Annotated in this window: 23 protein-coding genes and 3 pseudogenes; 14 read left to right on the forward strand and 12 right to left on the reverse strand. The window is 58.8% G+C overall.

Going from position 1 to position 18,322, the window contains the following annotated elements:
* The first annotated feature begins 92 nt into the window (after positions 1-92).
* A complete protein-coding gene (locus tag ACVJ5M_RS45830) occupies positions 93-395 on the forward strand; it encodes a hypothetical protein (RefSeq protein ID WP_354100644.1) in 303 nt (100 codons plus the stop codon).
* 518 nt (positions 396-913) lie between these two features.
* Here ACVJ5M_RS45830 and ACVJ5M_RS45835 read toward each other — a convergent pair.
* Positions 914-1,063 (reverse strand): annotated as a pseudogene (locus ACVJ5M_RS45835) (ATP dependent DNA ligase); the annotation flags it as partial.
* A gap of 74 nt (positions 1,064-1,137) precedes the next feature.
* Here ACVJ5M_RS45835 and ACVJ5M_RS45840 point away from each other — a divergent pair.
* The 8 genes and pseudogenes from ACVJ5M_RS45840 (at position 1,138) to ACVJ5M_RS45875 (ending at position 7,364) form a co-directional block, all read left to right on the forward strand.
* Positions 1,138-1,386: a hypothetical protein gene (locus ACVJ5M_RS45840; RefSeq protein ID WP_354100643.1), complete on the forward strand. Its 249-nt coding sequence runs from the start codon at positions 1,138-1,140 to the stop codon at positions 1,384-1,386.
* A complete protein-coding gene (locus tag ACVJ5M_RS45845) occupies positions 1,286-1,525 on the forward strand; it encodes a hypothetical protein (protein WP_354100642.1) in 240 nt (79 codons plus the stop codon). Before ACVJ5M_RS45840 ends, ACVJ5M_RS45845 begins: the two co-directional genes overlap by 101 nt.
* Positions 1,526-1,692: 167 nt before the next feature.
* Positions 1,693-2,481: an ATP-dependent DNA ligase gene (locus tag ACVJ5M_RS45850; RefSeq protein ID WP_456679774.1), complete on the forward strand. Its 789-nt coding sequence runs from the start codon at positions 1,693-1,695 to the stop codon at positions 2,479-2,481.
* The gene (locus ACVJ5M_RS45855; RefSeq protein WP_456679775.1) at positions 2,429-2,647 is read left to right on the forward strand and encodes an ATP dependent DNA ligase; all 219 of its coding nucleotides are present in this window, start codon (positions 2,429-2,431) and stop codon (positions 2,645-2,647) included. Before ACVJ5M_RS45850 ends, ACVJ5M_RS45855 begins: the two co-directional genes overlap by 53 nt.
* A gap of 732 nt (positions 2,648-3,379) precedes the next feature.
* On the forward strand, positions 3,380-3,529 hold the full coding sequence (locus ACVJ5M_RS45860; protein ID WP_354100639.1) for a hypothetical protein: 150 nt from the start codon (positions 3,380-3,382) through the stop codon (positions 3,527-3,529).
* A 1,016-nt stretch (positions 3,530-4,545) separates the two neighbouring features.
* Complete coding sequence (locus ACVJ5M_RS45865; protein ID WP_354100638.1) at positions 4,546-4,863, forward strand: MBL fold metallo-hydrolase; 318 nt, start codon at positions 4,546-4,548, stop codon at positions 4,861-4,863.
* A 120-nt stretch (positions 4,864-4,983) separates the two neighbouring features.
* A pseudogene (locus tag ACVJ5M_RS45870) lies at positions 4,984-6,013 on the forward strand (IS110 family RNA-guided transposase).
* A 319-nt stretch (positions 6,014-6,332) separates the two neighbouring features.
* Positions 6,333-7,364 carry an IS110 family RNA-guided transposase gene (locus ACVJ5M_RS45875; RefSeq protein WP_247296495.1) on the forward strand — a complete coding sequence of 344 codons (1,032 nt, stop codon included), beginning with the start codon at positions 6,333-6,335 and terminating at the stop codon, positions 7,362-7,364.
* 239 nt (positions 7,365-7,603) lie between these two features.
* On the opposite strand, the gene ACVJ5M_RS45880 is transcribed toward ACVJ5M_RS45875, so the two are convergent.
* Positions 7,604-7,783, reverse strand: coding sequence for a hypothetical protein (locus ACVJ5M_RS45880; protein ID WP_456679776.1), 180 nt, complete (start codon positions 7,781-7,783; stop codon positions 7,604-7,606).
* Positions 7,784-8,136: 353 nt separating this feature from the next.
* Between ACVJ5M_RS45880 and ACVJ5M_RS45885 the strand changes: the two genes are divergently transcribed.
* The 3 genes from ACVJ5M_RS45885 to ACVJ5M_RS45895 all read left to right on the forward strand — a co-directional run bounded on the left by ACVJ5M_RS45885 (position 8,137) and on the right by ACVJ5M_RS45895 (position 10,413).
* A complete protein-coding gene (locus ACVJ5M_RS45885; RefSeq protein ID WP_354100701.1) occupies positions 8,137-9,444 on the forward strand; it encodes a chloride channel protein in 1,308 nt (435 codons plus the stop codon).
* A gap of 347 nt (positions 9,445-9,791) precedes the next feature.
* On the forward strand, positions 9,792-9,956 hold the full coding sequence (locus ACVJ5M_RS45890; RefSeq protein WP_354099231.1) for a hypothetical protein: 165 nt from the start codon (positions 9,792-9,794) through the stop codon (positions 9,954-9,956).
* A gap of 241 nt (positions 9,957-10,197) precedes the next feature.
* Positions 10,198-10,413: a hypothetical protein gene (locus ACVJ5M_RS45895; protein ID WP_354099232.1), complete on the forward strand. Its 216-nt coding sequence runs from the start codon at positions 10,198-10,200 to the stop codon at positions 10,411-10,413.
* Between the two features lie 386 nt (positions 10,414-10,799).
* Here ACVJ5M_RS45895 and ACVJ5M_RS45900 read toward each other — a convergent pair whose 3' ends face one another.
* From ACVJ5M_RS45900 to ACVJ5M_RS45910, 3 genes are all read right to left on the reverse strand, one after another.
* Positions 10,800-11,087, reverse strand: coding sequence for a PQ-loop domain-containing transporter (locus ACVJ5M_RS45900; RefSeq protein ID WP_354099233.1), 288 nt, complete (start codon positions 11,085-11,087; stop codon positions 10,800-10,802).
* Positions 11,088-11,454: 367 nt separating this feature from the next.
* On the reverse strand, positions 11,455-11,724 hold the full coding sequence (locus ACVJ5M_RS45905; protein WP_354100699.1) for a hypothetical protein: 270 nt from the start codon (positions 11,722-11,724) through the stop codon (positions 11,455-11,457).
* Entirely contained in the window at positions 11,714-11,956 is a 243-nt protein-coding gene (locus ACVJ5M_RS45910) for a hypothetical protein (protein WP_085402400.1), read from the reverse strand. The genes ACVJ5M_RS45905 and ACVJ5M_RS45910 overlap by 11 nt, the downstream gene beginning before the upstream one ends.
* 290 nt (positions 11,957-12,246) lie before the next feature.
* On the opposite strand from ACVJ5M_RS45910, the gene ACVJ5M_RS45915 reads away from it, so the two are divergent.
* On the forward strand, positions 12,247-12,474 hold the full coding sequence (locus tag ACVJ5M_RS45915) for a hypothetical protein (protein ID WP_354099234.1): 228 nt from the start codon (positions 12,247-12,249) through the stop codon (positions 12,472-12,474).
* Positions 12,475-12,517: 43 nt separating this feature from the next.
* Here the strand turns inward: ACVJ5M_RS45915 and ACVJ5M_RS45920 are convergent.
* From ACVJ5M_RS45920 to ACVJ5M_RS45940, 5 genes and pseudogenes are all read right to left on the reverse strand, one after another.
* A pseudogene (locus ACVJ5M_RS45920) lies at positions 12,518-12,873 on the reverse strand (hypothetical protein).
* A 1,152-nt stretch (positions 12,874-14,025) separates the two neighbouring features.
* Positions 14,026-14,292 (reverse strand): hypothetical protein, encoded by a 267-nt coding sequence (locus ACVJ5M_RS45925; RefSeq protein WP_085402404.1) that lies wholly within the window; start codon positions 14,290-14,292, stop codon positions 14,026-14,028.
* Positions 14,293-14,853: 561 nt separating this feature from the next.
* A complete protein-coding gene (locus ACVJ5M_RS45930; RefSeq protein ID WP_085398267.1) occupies positions 14,854-15,042 on the reverse strand; it encodes a hypothetical protein in 189 nt (62 codons plus the stop codon).
* Positions 15,043-15,053: 11 nt separating this feature from the next.
* Entirely contained in the window at positions 15,054-15,287 is a 234-nt protein-coding gene (locus ACVJ5M_RS45935) for a DNA ligase-like domain-containing protein (RefSeq protein WP_245343898.1), read from the reverse strand.
* Positions 15,280-15,435: a DNA ligase-like domain-containing protein gene (locus tag ACVJ5M_RS45940; protein WP_245343897.1), complete on the reverse strand. Its 156-nt coding sequence runs from the start codon at positions 15,433-15,435 to the stop codon at positions 15,280-15,282. The genes ACVJ5M_RS45935 and ACVJ5M_RS45940 overlap by 8 nt, the downstream gene beginning before the upstream one ends.
* A gap of 381 nt (positions 15,436-15,816) precedes the next feature.
* Here ACVJ5M_RS45940 and ACVJ5M_RS45945 point away from each other — a divergent pair, with 381 nt between their 5' ends.
* Entirely contained in the window at positions 15,817-16,125 is a 309-nt protein-coding gene (locus tag ACVJ5M_RS45945; protein WP_085398266.1) for a DUF6894 family protein, read from the forward strand.
* Here the strand turns inward: ACVJ5M_RS45945 and ACVJ5M_RS45950 are convergent.
* Positions 16,055-16,867, reverse strand: a complete 813-nt coding sequence (locus ACVJ5M_RS45950; protein WP_354100698.1) for a Crp/Fnr family transcriptional regulator — start codon at positions 16,865-16,867, stop codon at positions 16,055-16,057. The genes ACVJ5M_RS45945 and ACVJ5M_RS45950 overlap by 71 nt on opposite strands.
* 35 nt (positions 16,868-16,902) lie before the next feature.
* Positions 16,903-17,610 carry a Crp/Fnr family transcriptional regulator gene (locus tag ACVJ5M_RS45955; RefSeq protein ID WP_085398264.1) on the reverse strand — a complete coding sequence of 236 codons (708 nt, stop codon included), beginning with the start codon at positions 17,608-17,610 and terminating at the stop codon, positions 16,903-16,905.
* Positions 17,611-18,322: the final 712 nt, after the last annotated feature.

The raw sequence follows: 18,322 nt of genomic DNA on the forward strand, positions 1-18,322 counted from the left end.
GGTGCATAGGGACTTGACAAAACCACATTTGTCGATGCTCTCCGCGGGCTGTATAAGTTAGTAGCTTCTTCTCCCTATTCGAAGAGGCTATCATGAACGCATTGCATACGTGGCTCTCGCAACAGCACCACGGGTTGCATACCTTCCGCGAATTTCAGCAAAAACTCTACGATGTCTGCAAGGACGAGCCAGACTACCGCGGTCTGTGTCGGCTGCTGAATACGGTCGTCGACAACTATGTCGATACGTTCGACGAAGAGCCATTACCGGTCGCGGTCGCCGACCATGCCTATCAGCGTCTGCTCGATCTGGTGGCCGACATAGATTTCGATGGCAGCGCCGAGCAGCGCTTCGCCACGATCAACCGTTTGGCAGCCAGCGACTTGCTGCGCTAAAGCGCGATGTAGCGAGCGCTTCGCGCTGATCTAGTCTGGACGCGGGTGCAGCGGGCATCTAACGCTCCCTAAAAGACCGCCGTGTTCCTAACGATAGGAACGCGACCCCGCTCCGGGGCCGGTTAAGGAACGCAGCTTGATGCGGGCGGTTGAGATCGTGGGGCACAAATTACGGAGCGCGTCCCAGCAGCGTATCTGGGGTTATGCATAGAGACCCACTGGTCTGCCAAGGCTTCAGTCCTGCATCAGACTGCGGGCCAGAGGTCGTCAGAGATGTAGTCGGTCGAAGGAGGGTATGGCGCAACAGTCGGCGAGAGGGGGCCGGAAGAACCAGATGTACTCATCGCGCCTGGAGCACGCTTTTATGATTGGGTTCCGGTCTGCGGACTACCATACGGGCCGCAGCTTCATCGCTGCACCATCAGAGGCCGGACAGATGCAGCATCCGACTACGTGCGGATCTTCTTCAAAAACCGCTTGCATCTCGCGGGGCGTCCACAGATGAGTACACGGCATAATCAAATATCTTCGCGCAGGCCTTCGAAAAATGGGTGCCGCACCTTTCCCTCGGAGGACTTGGCCCGGTACTCGATCTCCGCCAGCAGCTTCGGTTCGACCCAGATGCCTTTGTGCGCTCTCCGCTTCGCGTAGGGCTGTGTCTCCCGGACAGCGGCTCGCGGCGCCGCAGAGCTTGACTCTCAGTTCTTGTTTCGTTCTATTGAGCCAAATCCCAGGTTAGGTCATGCCCACCCTCGAATTCCTCCGCTCTGAGATCGAGCGCATGCGCGTGCAAATAGGCCGCCAGCGCAAAGAAATCCTCCAGTTACACCAGGCGGGGATAGGGACAGCTTCAGCCGAAGCCCTCCTGAGCCGGATGCAGGCGAAGGTCGATGACTTCTGCGCCCAGGCGACCGAAGTATTTTTCCGACATGGAGGACGCTCCCGAGTTCTTGAAGTCGCTCGATCAGACGCGTCGGCTTTCGACGCGTGAAGGTTGGTGCAGGGCGCACATCGAGGCCATCCAAGTCGCGATTGACCAATATGCAGAGGCCGCTTTCGGCAACCGCGAATTCTTTCTGAACAAGCCGCACAGCATCGGCCCAACCCGAAGCAGAAGTGACATTCCTTAGACGATCTGGGGGGCGTTCTGTTTTATCGCATCCTGTTTGTGCGCCGTTCGAGAAGCGTTCTCAATAACACAACCTGCAAAGGCGTTCGCGGTTGTAGAGAACGTTTGGGTGTATTCACTAGTGGAACGCGTCTCCGGCTTCAAAGTTAGGAGACACGTTCAGTAACGTTGGTAGAATCGTTGGTCCAACCTTGTGGCGGGTATTTTATTGTGAGTTGCGTAAGTGGCAAAGCGTACCAGGCGAGCGATGCCGGGCTTCATTCAGCCCCAGCTTACCACCCTCAAGATGAAAGCCCCGCGGGCGAGGACTGGATTCACGAAATCAAATACGACGGCTACCGCGTCCAGTCTCATATCGACTGGGATTCCCGAAAGGCCTTCACCCGCAACGGCCACAACTGGATTAGCAAGTTCTCAGCCATCGGCGGCGCTCTCGATATTCCCCCGGCCATCATCGATGGGGAAGTCGTCGTCATCCACGAGGGCCGGACCAACTTCTCCGAACTGCAGGCAGAGCTGGCAGGACGCCGCCAGGATCGCCTGCTGTACTACGCCTTCGATCTTCTGTGGTTGGACGGCAAAGATCTCCGCAGAACGTCTCAGCTTGCCCGTAAGGAGCTGTTGAAGGAGTTGTTCGATACCCACTGCGTCGAGGCGCCCGCGCTCTACAGCGAACACCTGACCGGAGACGGTAACGAGCTGTTCAAGGCCGCCGCAAAACTCAATTACGAGGGTATCGTCTCTAAGCGGGTTGAGGCGCCGTATCGGTCGGACCGGAATGAAGCTTGGGTGAAAATTAAAGCCGTTCAGAAAGGCAAATTCCCCGTGGTCGGGTTCATTAATGACCCCACCCGGAGTCGCCGCACTCTACCTGGGGAAGCAGGAAGGGAAAAAGCTTGTCTACATGGGCAAGGTCGGGACGGGCTCGTCTCGCACCGTCTCCAGCGAGATCCGTAAGAAGCTAGATACCGTCGTGAGTCCAAAAGCCAAGCTGACCCGGCCAATCAAGAAGCCCAAGGCAACCTGGGTAGAGCCGACGTTTTTCGCAGACATTGAATACCACGACATCACTTCCGAGGGTTTACTTCGGGCGAGCTCGTTCAAGGGCCTCAGTCGCAAATAGGAACGGGAGTGGCGAAATCGTGTTGCCAGTAACATAGCCGTCAAAAGATTTTTTGATGCGCGTCATGCTTTCCGTTCGTGTTGCGGGTTATGTGCCGAGGCAACGATGAAGACCGGTCTACCTGGGAAGTTGTTCACACTATGCCAAGATGACCGCCTCCGCTCAGCAATTTTATAAGGAGGCGGCGGCGTGCCGGGAGGAGGCGACTCACAGCCTCGACCAGGTCGATCGAGAATGCTGGTTGCAGCTTGCTCGCGATTGGACGGAGCTTGCGCTCGCGGCCGAACGGGGCAAGATTTTCCGCCGAGGTTAGCAGAGTCAACCCATGGTAGACTTGGCTGGCTGGCCAGATGCTTGCCACGACTCAACACCAAGCGAACGTGTGCTCGGGCTCTTTGAGCCCACTGAGGCGAGAAACGTTCTCCACATCATCGACCCCATGTGAGCGCGGACGCGCAAACTGACAATCAGCGCAAACCTCGCAACAACTATTCGCTGCCGTATGGGTGGCAGCTCGGCAACCTGTTTTGCTGAAGCCAATGATTGCTAGGAACATAAATGCTTTCAGTGAACAGAAAAGTTCTTTGACTCCCGCCTCGCTCAGTCCCCGATAAATGCCGAGATTGGGGCGGCTCTGGACCGTCCCTCTCTCGTGCTCGACCGCGCCGGCTTTCTAGGCGAGCAGCCCGCCCGCGAGATCGCCACCGCGCATATCTTCAACAAGGCTGGCCAATGACCATCGCCTTGATCGCGCCTGCAGGATCCAGGCTGGACGTGCTCCTTGTGTGGTCCGGCTATCGCGCGAGGGCAACGCGCGTGAGCGGCTTCGAGCTCATCGAGCGCACCGCCGTCGCGGTCTTGGCCGGCGTCGCCGTCGCCTAGGGCTACAAGCTAGTCAAATTGTTTCTTGCCGTGAACGCTTACTCGGCATGACCATCGCGGAACGGCTGGCGCGCTTACTCTCCGCTTCGGCCAGCTTCTCCATTTCCGCCGCCAATCGAAGCCATTCCTGCCTGGCCAGCGGGTCCGCCACGTCGCTAGCCCGTTCTCGACATTGCCCCGCCTGTCTCGGTACCGCTCTGCTTCCTGACATTCTTGCATATCGCCCTCACGAACGCGCTGTCGTTCCCTGCCGCATGTCTAGCGGTGCGATCCCGTTTTGTGGAAGCAAGCGTCCGCTCCGCTCACCCTAGTACGTCCAAATGGCTGATTGGTTTCATAGTGCGAGATTCCGCATCGGTCGGATGTTGACGAGTCGCATCGGCCAGGCCGCTCCAAGATGTGGAGCCGTCTCTTCGAAAGTTAATGTCGGGTAAGTGACATAGCGAACGCTCAAACCGGCTGAGTTCTGCGAAGCTGTCGGAGATCAGGATTGGATGGATTCCAATCCGCGGTCGCGGGACGGCCCTCCACCTAAACCGGCCACCCCCGGGATGGAAGCCATCCTTGCGTCTCGTGACCGCGGCTTACCAAGCCCGTCGAGCTTCCCCCTAAAAAAGCTCGAGGTCGGCCCGGCCGTGTTATGCGCGCCCAAATCTCTCGATGCATCGCTGGGCCGTCGAGGCCTTCTTGGTACCCCTCGGCGAGCTGCGCCATGTACCGGGCCACCGGGACCGGTTCCGACCCAGGTTCTTGAGGTGCTGCCGTGCACCAAGCTGCGAAGTCCGCCCACTCAGCCATAGACTTCGAGAAGACTGGCGCATTTCCAGTGCTCGGATCGGCGTTAGGCGGCTCATAGGGGGGCAGCGGCGTGCGGCCCGATATGGGGCGCGTTGTGGCGGGTGGCGTTCGACTTGATGTCGGAGTGATTGACGCTGTCAAAAGCGATCCATCCGTGGTTTTGCAGCGCGAGGGAACGACAGTCACGGCACGGAATCCCGCATGGAAATATGCCAACCTTGGCCTATCGCGTGCAGACCGGAAATGTGTCGATCGTGTTTAGCTCCGACCAAAACGGCACCGATCCAGGCTTCGTCGAATTCGCAAAGGGCGCGAACCTCCTGATCATGCATCTTGCAATCGCGCCCGGTGCGAATGTTCCCTTGCACGCAACACCGGCAGTCGTCGGACGCGTTGCCCAAGAGGCTGCGGTCAAGCAGCTCATCGTCAGTCATTTCGGTCTGTTTGAACTCGATGCGGCCATCGCTGATTTGCGAACTGCCTACAACGGGCCGCTCATCGTCGCAGCAGACATGCAGTGTACGCCAGTGCTGTGAGACCCACGGTCCTTCGCTGGTTGATGTCCGGTTTTGATGCTGTGGACGGCTCCTCCACCGGCACGAGAGTGCCAAGGAGTGGGCGCCGTCTGAGGCTCCCACGATTCGGAGGAGCAGCCTATGCAGTCATTTTCGACAGTCGGCCTGGATATCGCGAAGTCGGTCTTTCAAGTGCATGGCGTTGATGCAGCCGGCCAGGTGGTCGTACGCCGTCAGTTGCGGCGCCGGCACGTCCTGGCGTTTTTCCAGAAGGTGCCACCATGTCTTATAGGGATCGAGGCTTGCGCATCATCGCACCGTTGGTCCCGCGAACTGCAGGCGTTGGGGCATACGGTGCTATTGATGCCTCAGGCCTATGTGAAGCCCTACGTCAAGCGGCAGAAGAACGACAGCACCGACGCGGAGGCGATTTGCGAGGCGGTCACGCGACCCAATATGCGGTTCGTGCCGACCAAGACGGTCGAGCAACAGAGCTGTCTGATGCTTCACCGGGCGCGCCATCTCTTCATCCGCCAGCAGACGGCCGTGATCAACTCAATCCGCGCCTATCTCGCCGAGTTCGGGATTGTCGCCCCTGTCGGGCGCGGGGGTGTCGAGCAACTGCTGGAAGTCGTCGCCGATATAGCCGACCGCCGGCTCCCCGAGGTGGCCCGTGCGTGTCTTGCTGCTCTCGGCAGTCAATTGCGGGCATTGAAGGCCCAAATCCTGGAGTTCGACCGACGCATCATCGCCTGGCATCGATCAAGCGCGACGAGCAAACGGCTGGACGTGATCCCCGGCGTCGGGCCGGCGTTGGCAACAGCCTTGGTCGCCAGCATTGCGGATCCCAAGGCTTTCCGATCGGGACGGGACTTCTCGGCCTGGGTGGGGCTCGTGCCGAAGCAGAACTCGAGCGGGGGCAAGGACAAGCTTGGCAGTATCAGCAAGCAAGGCGATCGCTATCCGCAGCCTGTTCACGGCTGGCGCGCTCGCCGTCATCCGCTATGCCAAGATCCATGGCACCGATCATCGGCCCTGGCTCACTCGATTGTTGACCCGGCGCCCCACCAAGGTTGCCGCTATCGCACTCGCCAACAAACTCGCCCGGATGGCTTGGGCGATGATGGCCAGGAACGAACGCTACAAGGAACCCGCCGCCCTCGCGGCGTGAAATGAGATCACACGGGAAAGCCCGGCGTGACGTAACGGTTGGGAAGGCGAACAGCACGTAATGCAGTGCCGGTCGATCCGGCGATCAGGACAACCCACATGGGCCACAGCATCGTCGAATGCGAGGTATTGACCGGGATCTGATCCGCGGAGGGCATTATGGCCAGCGGTCATGTGAACCGCGCAAACAGTCCGAACACATGGCTGTCCGACCAATGCTGTGACGTGAAGATTCTTCTTGCCAACCTGGAGCCAATGGTATGGACCCCGCCCTTGCCGCGGTGGAATCTCAAGCGTCAACTGCAGCGAAGGAGGATGTTATGCAGGTCGTTCGGATAGGTCTAGATCTGGCGAAGTATGTCTTCGAAGTTCACGGCGTCGACAACCACGGGAAAGTCGTTGTGCGAAAGAGGTTACGTCGCGATGCGGTGGCCGGCTTTTTCGCCAATTTACCGGCCTGCCTGGTCGGCATGGAGGCTTCCAACGGGGCACACTATTGGGCTCGCGTGCTCACGGAGCTTGGCCATCAGGTCCGACTAATCAGCCCTCAGTTCGTGACACCATACGTCAAGTCGAACAAAAACGACCAGAACGATGCGGAAGCCATCTGCGAAGCGGTCGGTCGTCCGTCCATGCGCTTCGTGCCACCGAAATCAACCGATCAGCTGGCGGTACAGGCCGTCCACCGCATTCGCCGGCGCCTGGTCGCCGATCGAGTCAGGCTCGTCAATCAGATTCGCGGTCTTCTGTCCGAGCATGGGATTGTCATTGCCCGTGACATCGCGCAGCTGCGGCGTGGCCTCGCGGTCATCGTAGGAAACATCAATGACGACCTCAGCGAGATGCTCCGAGCGCTCATGAGGGAACTGCAAGAGGAGTTGTCCGAGCTTGATACCCGCATTGCAGCCTATGACCGGCGGATAAGGGAAATCTTCCGTACGAGTGAGCAGTGCCAGCGGCTCGGCAAAATCGAAGGCGTCGGACCTGTGACAGCAACAGCCTTGGTCGCCGCCGTGGGCGATAGAAGCTGTTTCAAGAACGGCCGACAGTTCGCGGCTTGGCTTGGTCTGGTACCCAAGCAGCGATCCAGTGGAGGGCGGGCCCGCTTGTTCGGCATCAGCAAACGGGGCGATCGATACCTGCGGACGCTGATGATTCACGGAGCTCGCGCCGCTTTAAGCCGTGCTAATGGCAAGCAGGATCCGCGAAGCCTCTGGCTCGGCAAGATGCGGCAACGGCGCCATCCCAATGTCGCGGCCGTGGCTCTTGCCAACAAGAACGCGCGGATCGTGTGGGCTATGCTCACAGGCGGCGCGGCTTATGAGCCGGCGCTTTCGGTGAAGGCGGCCTGAAGCGAAGCGGCAATCAAGGAAAGGAGGTCTCACCGGCAATTGCAACAAATGGCAGGAGATGGCGAAACGGTCACCCCGTCGCTTCCCGAACCTGATGTGTGGACCGGCATGGCTTGCGCCGATGTCTCGGGGCCGTTGAGGTGGAAGCGGGCGAAAACCATCGAGGCTTGCGGCGGAGACGTTGTCCAGCCGCATCAAGAAGCCGGATATACGTCAGCAGTTGTGGCCGTCGATCCTGATCAAGCCAGTCGTTGCAATCGGGCGGGGTCCATATACGTCCACACATGGCCCATCAGCGAAGTGACGACACCTTTCATCGAGGTCGGCTTGGTGGGGTGGAGCGGACTGATTTTGCTCACTCTGAGTTCTTCGCATTTTGACCCGAAGCCCACCTCGCGCGTTGCCTTGAACTCAAGCATCAGTTGCTTGTGGGGGCTATGGCGGACGTGATCGCCTACCTTGAAGCCGGGCTTCCGAATTGAAGAACTTCACTAAATCGCCACACTTCAACACAATGGGCGTACACTGCTCAATGGGGTAAGATCGCCTCAGTCGGCGAGGGCATTCACAGGGGGAAGCGGCTTCGTCGGCTGGATCACGAATTGGTGTGTTCGTGAGAACGCAAGCGCCAGCACTAAAAAACCTAGCGTGACTATGATCATTCCCCGCATGAGGCGATCTTAAGCCAAACCCAGCTTGAAACAATATGACCGAAGTCTAATGCTGCCTGAAGCGGCGGCCTATAGCCGAGCCCTTTTGATTCGATCTTATCATGACGCTCCTCTCGAACCGCCACAAGCGGCTATTCAAAATCACCTCCGCACGATGGCAACGGCGAGCGATCTTCCTGCTCGGCGGGATCGGAGTCGGCGCAGCGGCGGTGGCTCTGGCTCAACTCGCTGATCTCGCGCAGCATGGCTTTACGCTCCTGCTTGCCAAGTCCCGTTACGTCGTGCTGGCGGTGATGCCGCTGGGCTTCATGCTGTCGGCCTATTTGACCATCCGCCTGTTCCCGAACGCCCAGGGCAGTGGAATCCCACAAGCGATCGCCGCGCGGCATCTGACGGATCAGAGTGAACGCGAGCGTCTCGTCTCAATCCGGATCGCAATCGGCAAGATGGTCCTCACCTTGTTCGGGCTCCTGTGCGGCGCCTCTGTAGGGCGAGAGGGGCCGACCGTTCAGGTCGGCGCCTCCATCATGTTTGCGCTCGGCCGCTTCTCGCCGCGCCGCCAGCCTGGGCTGATCCTGGCCGGCGCCGCCGCTGGCGTTGCTGCGGCCTTCAACACGCCGCTGGCGGGAATCGTCTTCGGTATCGAGGAGATGAGCCGCGCCTTTGAAACCCGCACATCCAGTCTCATTATTGGCGCCGTGATCGCTGCAGGCCTGACGTCGCTCGTGCTGGCCGGAAACTACGCCTATTTCGGCAGCAGCGCGGCAGCCCTTGCGCGCGGCGCGGACTGGCTCGCCATTCCGATCTGCGGCGTGGTTGGCGGACTGGCCGGTGGGTTATTCAGCCGGATCGTCATCACGATGGCTCGCGGCTTCAAGAATCCACTCGGCCGTGCAATCAAGGCTAATCCGCTGTGGTTCGCATTCGCGTGCGGCCTTGCTGTCGCGATCTGCGGCCTGATATCCGGCGATACGATCTATGGCACGGGCTATTCGCAGGTGAAGACAGCGCTTGATCATGGCTCGCCGCTGCCGCAAGATTTCGGCGTCTTCAAGCTTCTGGCGACGACCTTTGCCGCGATTAGCGGCATACCGGGCGGCATTTTCTCCCCGTCTCTTGCCGTCGGTGCCGGCATTGGCAGTAATGTCGCTTCGATCTTCCACGACGCACCGCTCGGTGCGATCATGCTGCTCGGCATGGTATCGTACTTCGCTGGCGTCGTGCAGGCGCCGATCACCGCATTCGTGATCGTGACCGAGATGACCGACAATCACGGCATGGTCGTACCATTGATGGCGGCTGCGCTGATCGCGCATGCAACCTCGCGGATGATTTGCGACGAGGGTATCTATCATGCCCTGGCCAAGGGCTTCATCGAGCGAGGTTCGCCAACCTCGCCGACCGATTGATCCACGAGTTCGGGATTCACCGGTATTCACCGGAAGGTTACCGATGAGCGATGACAAACCTCTATTATGACTTTCAGTGGCCGTAGGGCGCGCTCGTAGTCGCATACTTGCTCTATCTTCTCCACTTCAATTTCTCTTAGAAGAGAACCCCATGATGTCGCCAGTTGGCCCAAGGCCGATATGAAGCCATGTCGGGCCTCAACGTCGCCCTCTGAGAGCAAAGCGGACGTGGGCTTGCAAGGGTTCCTTCACCTTGATCTAGGGATACAACCGAATAGGCAATAGCCGAACGTCGCTTCCCGCTGGAGAGTGAGACCGCTGCTGCTGGGGGCCAACCGGAGATGTCGATGGGTGCGGCAGGCTGGCGCTTTGCGCATATGAAGAGAACTTTCCGCGTCCGGGCGGTTGTTATTGGCGTGCTGGAAGAGCTGCCGTTTGTCTGCCCGATAGCGGTCGCAATCGACTCGCTGATAATGATCGGCATCACGCTCTACAAGGATTGGCCGCAGTGAGGGGTATATTAATAACAGCACCTCCCTCATGCGAAGAGGCCCTTTTCCGACCTCCATCCCGCGCTTACTCGTAAGCTCCGCCGTTCGCATGTTTGTGTGCTCTCTGCCCACACTGCTTCGCGCGCCAGCTCTCCGAAAACGCGCGAGAAATGTGGAGTGCGCCACAATAACCTGCGCCGAATGTGGACGGCTCCACGATGCAGACCTGCGCAATCACATCGCGTCGGGTTACACTCGGGGCATGAAAAATCCCTTCCGAAAATCACCGATGCAGGAATACGAAACCACCATCGCCTCGCTGACGAAGCGAGGCGAACAGCTTGCTATCAAGCGCGCCACCGCGCAGGTCGCTTTGGATGAGGCCATTAAGGCCCGTCAGCATGCACTGCTTTTAGGCGACCTCGATAATCAGCTCGCCCTCGCCAAATTGCAAGGCCTTGTGGATCCTCAGCGCTGACGGTCATTGACGACGCGCTCGCTGTTTTGGCGAAAGACAAGGCCGAAGCAGAGCGCCAGCTCGTAGCTGAATGCCGCCCGACGAAAGCGGTCCAACGTTCCTAGACGGGCCTAAGCCATCAACCCGTTGCCGTGTAAACGCCAGCGCCGCCGCAACAGAGGCAGAATTTCGTCTCGATGATCTTCCTACTGAAATTGGCATGCGACCGGCCTCTGGCTGTCGACATGCACGCTAGCTGAGTACGTTTTCCAGACACAACTCTCGTAAGACGTGAAGCTGGCGCGCATGCGCGGTGCAGATGTGGTTACGGAACCGCCGCGCAAGCACCAGGATAATCGCGAGTGCAATTATGTTAACAAGCTGTGTAATCATGAACACCACATCGCTTATGGTGATCGAACGACGGAGAAGAGCGCTGACGACAACACCCATAGTGCGTAGGCGCACTCGCTGATTCCGGCGGAGCATTGTTCACTCCAGAGGTGCCAAATCTGAGGGACGTAGGCGCCGATACGATGTGGCGAGCGCTCCAAGAGGAATCCGGTTGTGGCCCGAGTGAGACATGCCGGTGCAGTCTGACGATTTCCGTTCACAGAGTGGAGCGGAAGAGAGCGGCACGCGATTATAGTGACGCGATTGACCCAACTCAGACACCGCAAGGTAGGTAGCCTCACGATTGATCTCGTGGAAGATCATTTTTGCTCCAAAACCCTGAAGGGCCCGGCAGTCCACCGCAGCAGTCTCCGCATGCGGCTTCATTCTAAAAAAATACCCGTGTAAAAAATCCAACTGAAATATGGAACCAGCCCTGGTCAGGAAATCCTACGGCGGCAAATTCGGTAATTTTCAAGTCAAATCTGTCGCACCGGACCTGACATCTGTGGCTTGCTTAACGTGCGTTAGATTGCAGAGGGAAGGCCCGCCGACCCAGGAACCTTCTCGGGTATGCAGCATTTTCGAGTCGCTTCTGGCCTGTTCCTTCCGTGGGTTGGAAGCGTGATGACAGCACGGCTCCAGCTTGCTAATGGTTGGGGCCGTGTCTCACTTTGAGAGCGCAAATTGCGGTGGCTTGCCGCTTTCGAAACCCGGCCGGACCTCCGCACCGCGTTGGCCGCAGCCGCTGCAAGCAACCCTCTGCTCAATGTCTGAGAGCCGCATATCGTCGAACCAGTGATCGGCGCTCAGGGCGACATGGTGACTGCATCGATAGTCCGCGCAATAGACGAGGACGCCGCGCAAGCCCATTTCGCGCATCTCGCCCAGAGTGATCTTCACTGGGCGCCCCTGGGATTGATCTAGCTCACCCGACATCCGAACCGGCTTCTCCTGCCTGCCAACCCTTGTCCGTAAGCTGATAACGCTCTCCGTGTTTCACCAGCCAGCCGCCTTCAACCATCCTCTCCGCCAAAGCGGTCGAGCATGCCGGCTGGTTGGTGCCGGGGCAATACAGACCGTCTCTGCGCTTGACCATAAAGCCGTAGATGCGCACCACGCGAAGCGCTTTCAGCATGCCTGTAATGAGAACTACGGTCGTGCTCGTCATTGCTGTCCAAGCGACGCCACCACAGAACGTTCCCAAAGCCGCTCAGGCAAACCTGCGTTAAATTATCGATTCCTGGCGGCGCGGAAGGCCCTCGCTACCGCCGGTCATGGGTGTGGATTTTGTCCGCTGGCGCTGGCCGGTCGTTGCACCAGGCAAACGGCCCCAGGCCGGGGGGAGGGCCCAGGGCTGGAGCCGCTCGGGCTACCAATTGAATAGCCTCATGCGTCCGAAACGCATGTAAAAGCCGGGCTGGACGGTAACGGTTCCTAGCAACGGACGGCGGGGCCTTCATGGAAACGCGAGAGAACTACCTGCTCCGGCTGGCGAAGGCTTTGGATGCGATCGGGGCGGACCAGAAATTGATAATTCGAGAGCGGTACTTCGAGCGCGCATTTGGCAACACGCGCGCCCTCGCGATTGCAGAGGCGGGAGTATTTGCCCACGCGCATGGCTGCACGTTTCGTTATGACCGCATCAACCGCCAAGGGGAGTTTACCAGTGGAGATCGTCACAGTTGAACGCGCGGTCATCGTACCGGCTGCCACCGGCCTTTCCTCGGGCTCAGAAGGCGACCCCGCGCAGGGGCAGCGCTAGCTGCATGTCAAGGCGTCGTGTGGCGTTGGCGGCGATGAAGTTGCAGCGCAGATGAGATCTCGGCGTCGGTCTCGGCTACGCGCTGGGCCAGCGCATCCGCGACGTCGGAAGTCGCATCCCGCGGCCACCCCTCGATGGGATTGAAGGATACAATTCGGACTGGATAGGCGTACTGGCCAGACAGGAGATTTTGCAGGATGCCCTCGAGGTCGGTGTCAGCCTCATCCGTCTCACGCCAGGCGCAACCAGCACGCGCGCCGAAGTCTTGCAAGCACCAAATAGATGTCGCGGTCGAGGCGATCCGCCGGCCCCAAAAGGTCAATTTGATCCTCGCAGTGAAACTCGACGCTTACAAGAGCAGACCGCTCCTGGTCAAATAACTGAAACAGCCTCACCCGCAGCGCAATATCGCTAAGTTTGAGGGTAGATCAGGACTTTGATCCTAGGGGCAAGTCGGGAACAATTGGAACTAAAATGCTATGTGCATTTTTGAACAATTCTCGGAACTTACTACCCTCCTCAGGAATCGTCGCACGTACGTTGAGTGACGAGGACGGACAGTGACCGGGAAGAAGTATCTCGCGGACCAAGCGGCAACCTTGCTGAAATTTGCTAAGGCAACGACGGACCCAGACGTTGCGGCTGGCCTTCTTTCCAAGGCCGCAGATCTATCAGCCAAGAGTGAAGAGGCGCCTGACCCCAGCCCCCAAGCGCCTGAGGTGGATCAGCCGGACAGCTGATCACCTAAAGAGGCCGCCGTAATTGGCGGCCTCTTTACGCTGCGGACGTTCAGCTAGGCCTCAGCATATTGAATGGCGAAATTTTCGCAGATCGAGGCGAACGCTTTCTTTGCTTGAGCATCCTCAAAGCAGATTTGAGTTCCCTTCCGCCCGCGCTCGATCCACCAGTCCACCTTGTGCCCTCGTGCAATGCGGGAAGCTTCGTCACGGAGTTGATCCAGTTGCCTTCCGTGAACTCGAACGATCAGACAGTGCGCCATATGAATCCTCTACTTAAAGTCAGACCTTCCCCATCGGGCTGACTGATCAGCATCTGCTTCACGCGTTCGGCTTGCGCCATGGTAAGATCTGACGCCCACTCGGCCCCAATCAGGGCTGGTCCTCTACGTTCTCGATCATAAACCATCCAACCTTTCGCTCCCTGCCGTATAAAAAATCTCGACTGCGAAGGTGCACGCTCACTCAATGGTCGCTCTCCGTCTGGATACCCATTGTCTGGTGACGCAAAATTATTTCCAACCGTCGCACACTTTGCACTTAAGCATGTCAATCCAGTCGGGAAAAGTCGGCAAGTTTCTATCCCGAACATCATCGCGAATGTGCAGAAGCGAACAGAATGGCGGTTTGAGCTGCGGGTAAGCTCGCACTCGCTTGGTCTTCCCAGGGTCCAAGTACCTCCAGCGGCCCCGGCCTCCATGCCCCAAAAGCCCCCATGCCGGGGCCGCCTTTGGCGGGCTATGTGACCCTCGGATCCTCGCTGGCTTTCTTGAGCCTTACATAGGTCCCACTCTCGTGGAGCTCCAGCCAGCCGTGCGCGACCGCGTGTTTGAGCCCTGCGCCGAACTCGCTGCCGCTGCCCTTCAACTCAAACATGAACGGCGCGTTGATCCGCTCGATGTAGATGCGACCGTCCTGCACGGCCTGGACGTTGGCTGCGAGCTCGACGAGCTTGCGCGCGGCCGTCTCCGGGTCCGCGTAGGGTCTTTCTGCGGCGTGCTTCATCGGCGTCTCCCATTGGCCGCCTGCGCGGCCGTGATATCGCGCGGTGCGGGTAATCCTCCGCCGGATTCCAGCTGTCGAATGTGGTCCCGCAGACGCAGCGCATCAGCGTGTTTCTGATCTCACGATCGAGCTCGCCTCGCGCTCGTTTGGCCGCAACCTCGGCCCGCCAGTCGCGATCGGGCGCCATTCGGCAAAGGCTCTTTCACGGATTGTGGGCAGTAGCTCGGTCCAAGGGGCCTCGAAGGCCTCGCACGCGGCTTCGAAGGTGGCGGCTATGCCCCTTCGCCCGGTGCCTGGATCCATGCCGGGATAGAAGCCGACCGACCAATGCCATTGATCGGCGTGGATTGGTACGCCAGCGCGCACGCCAATGGTCCCGATGCGGACATCCGTGAAGTAGATATACCAAGTCTCCTGGTGGGGATTGTCACTGCGACGGCGCGTGAGGGCGGCATCATTGGTCATGGGGAGAGGATAGGCGCTACTTCGGTGCCGATCCAGCCGCTGGTGCTTGCGCGGGGGCCTGGGCCGGCCCCAATAGGTTGGTCAGCAGGGTGCCACTTAGCGGACGATTTGCCAAACGACGACGAGCGCGAGGATCAGCGCCATGCAGATCAAAGTGCGGCGGCCGACGTGGTTCATCGTCGGGCGGCTAGGGGCGTCAAGCCTAATCACCTCATACTCGAAGGCTACGCCCCCCGGGTCGTTTTTCGCAAACCATGCCGTCGCCGCATCTTCGGTCGCAAACACCTTCAGGTGCTCTATGTCTCCGACCGGCTTGCTGGTGTCGGTGGCTCGCGATCGATCATCAAAGTTCTCGCGACATCGCCGGATGAGCCCGGTTCTTCACCTTGATCCATTCCTTGGTCCGGCGACAGGGCGTTGAAGTCGGACACGCCATCGACGCCTAGCACGACTGCCTCCCCATCGATGACAAACTGGCTCTCCCGGTTCTTCAGGGCCGATTCCACGATCCAGGGGAAGCGCTCAGTCATGGCCGTTCTTCGTGATCAGTCGGATGGCGCTTCCGTTGCGCTCCACGCGCAGGCGGTAGCCGTCGTACTTGATCTCGTGGAACCAGTCTTGGCCCTCAGGCACGGCTTTAGCCGCCGTACGCAGGCAAAAGTCGAAGGTCTTAAGCATAGCCGGGATCTATGCATGGTCTCCGGAAATGTGAGTCAGTGAAAGGGCCCCAGCTCAAATGGGGGATGAGCCGGGGCCTAGAGGTTTACCCTCGCGAACCGGAGGGCGTGGGGAAGGCTTGTCAAAATCTATGGTGTTCTTGTGGCAGGGCGAGTTCCCTGGGCGGGGGACGGTCAAGCGCTCGCTCAGGGAGCATGGAGAACTCGCGGACTTGCCGCTTGTTCTTCGGCAAACGCGGGCCATAAATTGAAAAAAGCCGGGACCTCATAGAGCGCAGCCGGCGGTCTTTACAGGAACACCGCTGAGCGACCAGGCCGCGAGCGGGCGACGAGTAACTTTCGTTGAATTGGAACGCTCGTTCGCGCTGAGCATTCTCGTGCCATGCCACGCTATTTCTTCAAGGTTCTCAACCTAGATCCAACCACCGACGTCCAGAGTGAGGACTTGCCAGACGACGAAGCGGCTTGGCGTGAGGCCACGGTCTATGCCGGTCAGCTTTTCAAGGACATCGATGGGAAGCTTCGTCCCGGCAAAGAATGGGGCGTGGAAGTAACCGACGAAGCCGGCAAAGCCAATCTTCAACATTCATATCAGTACGAAATACAAGAAGTAGGGCGTCTCAGTCCGCTTGGTCGCGGTGGATTTCGGGCCGCCGTTCCTGATTTTGCGTTGCGGAAACTGACGCGGTAACCTTCGCACTGCGGATAGGGGAACGGTCTGTCTCCAGCGCATGAAGATAGCCGCGGTCGAACTCAGCGATGTCTTCCAATGCGGTCCGATTAAGGAATTGGACGATATGATTCCGCCACTCGATCAGGCCGTGCTGCCTAAGCTCCTGAAGCGTCCTGTTGACATGTACCACTGACAGCCCGCATGCATCGGCAACGTTCTGTTGCGTAAATGGGAGACGAAAGCTGCTGCCATTGTCGAGGGCTCCGATGAGCTCCAATCGGCCTGCCATCTCGCAAAGGAGATGCGCAATTCTGCCCAAGGCATGGCGCGATCCAAGATTTTCGACCCATTCGCGATATAGGGCAGCATGGATCAGCGTCTCCCGCCAAAACGCCTGCGTAATCCCAGGTGAGTCATTCATGAGCTCCTTGAGATACACGTGAGGCACAGAAGCGACCATCGAGTTGCCAACGCTGCAAAGCTCATGATCCATGACAGGCAGGTGCAGCGCGTGCAAATTTGGCATATCGCCCGCGATATAGAACGAAGAGATTTGATTGCGGGTGGAGATCACCCTCTGACGAGCCAGAAACCCGCTCATTACAACCGTCGAACAGGTGGGCCTGTCGCCTTGGCGCACGACATATTCGCCATTGCCCAGCGTTTTGAGCTTGTACGGCATCCGTGCGAGCTTGGCTTGATCTTGCTCAGATAGAGCACCTACCGCCTGCAAGCGCGCGATCAGTTTACGATGTGGCATGACGGGCTCCCTCTCCACGGTCCTTACAAAGCCGGCTAAGACGTGCTCGGTAGCTCGCCCAACAAGTTCCGGTGCTGCTCTTTAACCGTTTCGTAGCACTCGCAGGCGCCTTCACGCAGACCTTCGACGTCAATGATTTCGATTTTGCCCCGCGTGTATTTGATCATCCCGGCTTCCTGAAGAGTGCGCGCTACGGTGGTCACGCTCGTGCGTCGGACGCCAAGCATTTCAGCGAGAAATTCCTGTGTAAAAGGAAGATGATCGCTTGCGGACAAATCGCGGGCTCGCAACAACCACCGGCAAAGGCGGGCATCAATTTCATGATTGGCCATGCAGGCCGTTGATTGCTGCGCTTGCGCAAACAAGGTTTGCTCATGGCGCATGACCTTTGCAATCAGACTCACTGATTGCAGGACAGCGCCGTTGAATGCAGCCGAATCGCACACCATGGCATCGCCGCCAAGTTGGACGATAGCTCTGCTCATCGCGACTCTTCCGTCCAATGCCGACGCCATGCCGATAGCGCCATCCCTGCCCACCATCGCGGCCTCCGTCACTTCGCCGGTCGCAAGCGACACGACGAGAGACACCACCGCGCCGAGCGGAAAGTAAACGGCATTGATCGTGTCGCCAGCTTCATACAGCACTGTTTTTTGCTGCAGATGTGTGGCTTTGAGGTGAGGTCTCAGAGCGGCCGTGTCACTGGCAGACAAGGACGCGAGTATCGCGTTGGTGTGAAGCATTTTGCGCTCCCGGTTTGAAGGCGGGAGTGCAAGAACTCTCAGTTGCCGACGCCCATTTTAGTGGTCGGCAATGATGCACGCTAACACCGAAACAAACCCCGTTCTGCCCGGTAGACGACTCAACCGACGCGATTTGGCGAAAAAGCTGAAATGCCGATTTGCGGCAGCCCGCAAAGCCGCCACGACGCATGCTGTTGGACCGGGCATCCAGTAACCCGCGGACAACGTCCAGCGCGTACGAGCGGCACCGCCAAATGTTGGCCGCTCTCCGATCTAAGGGATGATCCGAAGGAGCGGCCGGACCATAGGGGTTTGCGCATCTGCCCAGCGGGCCGGTCAGCGCGATGGCAGCTTTCGATTTTCGTGATTGAAATCGCAAGCTTTGATTTGCCACTGGCGGCTAGAAGTAACTGATCTCTTTAGAATCGCGCTCGGAGCCAATTGTCCACGAACCGCACGCGCAGCAGACCGTTCTGAATGGCTATCGGCGGCGTGCTCGCCTGCAAGCGTTGCATCACAACAGCCAAGCCCGCGGTCATCAGAATGCGGTGTTTGGAGATATTCGTGTAGACCCCGCGCTAATCTACAATGGTATTCTTGGCGACAAGCGTGTCGATGGCAGTAACGTCCTTACCCGGACGACCCTCGTGACAAGATCGCGAAGAAAAAACCCGAGTTTCGCCGGTCCACTATGCGAGCTGTAAGATCTCTG

The sequence above is a fragment of the Bradyrhizobium sp. S3.7.6 genome (assembly GCF_054061875.1).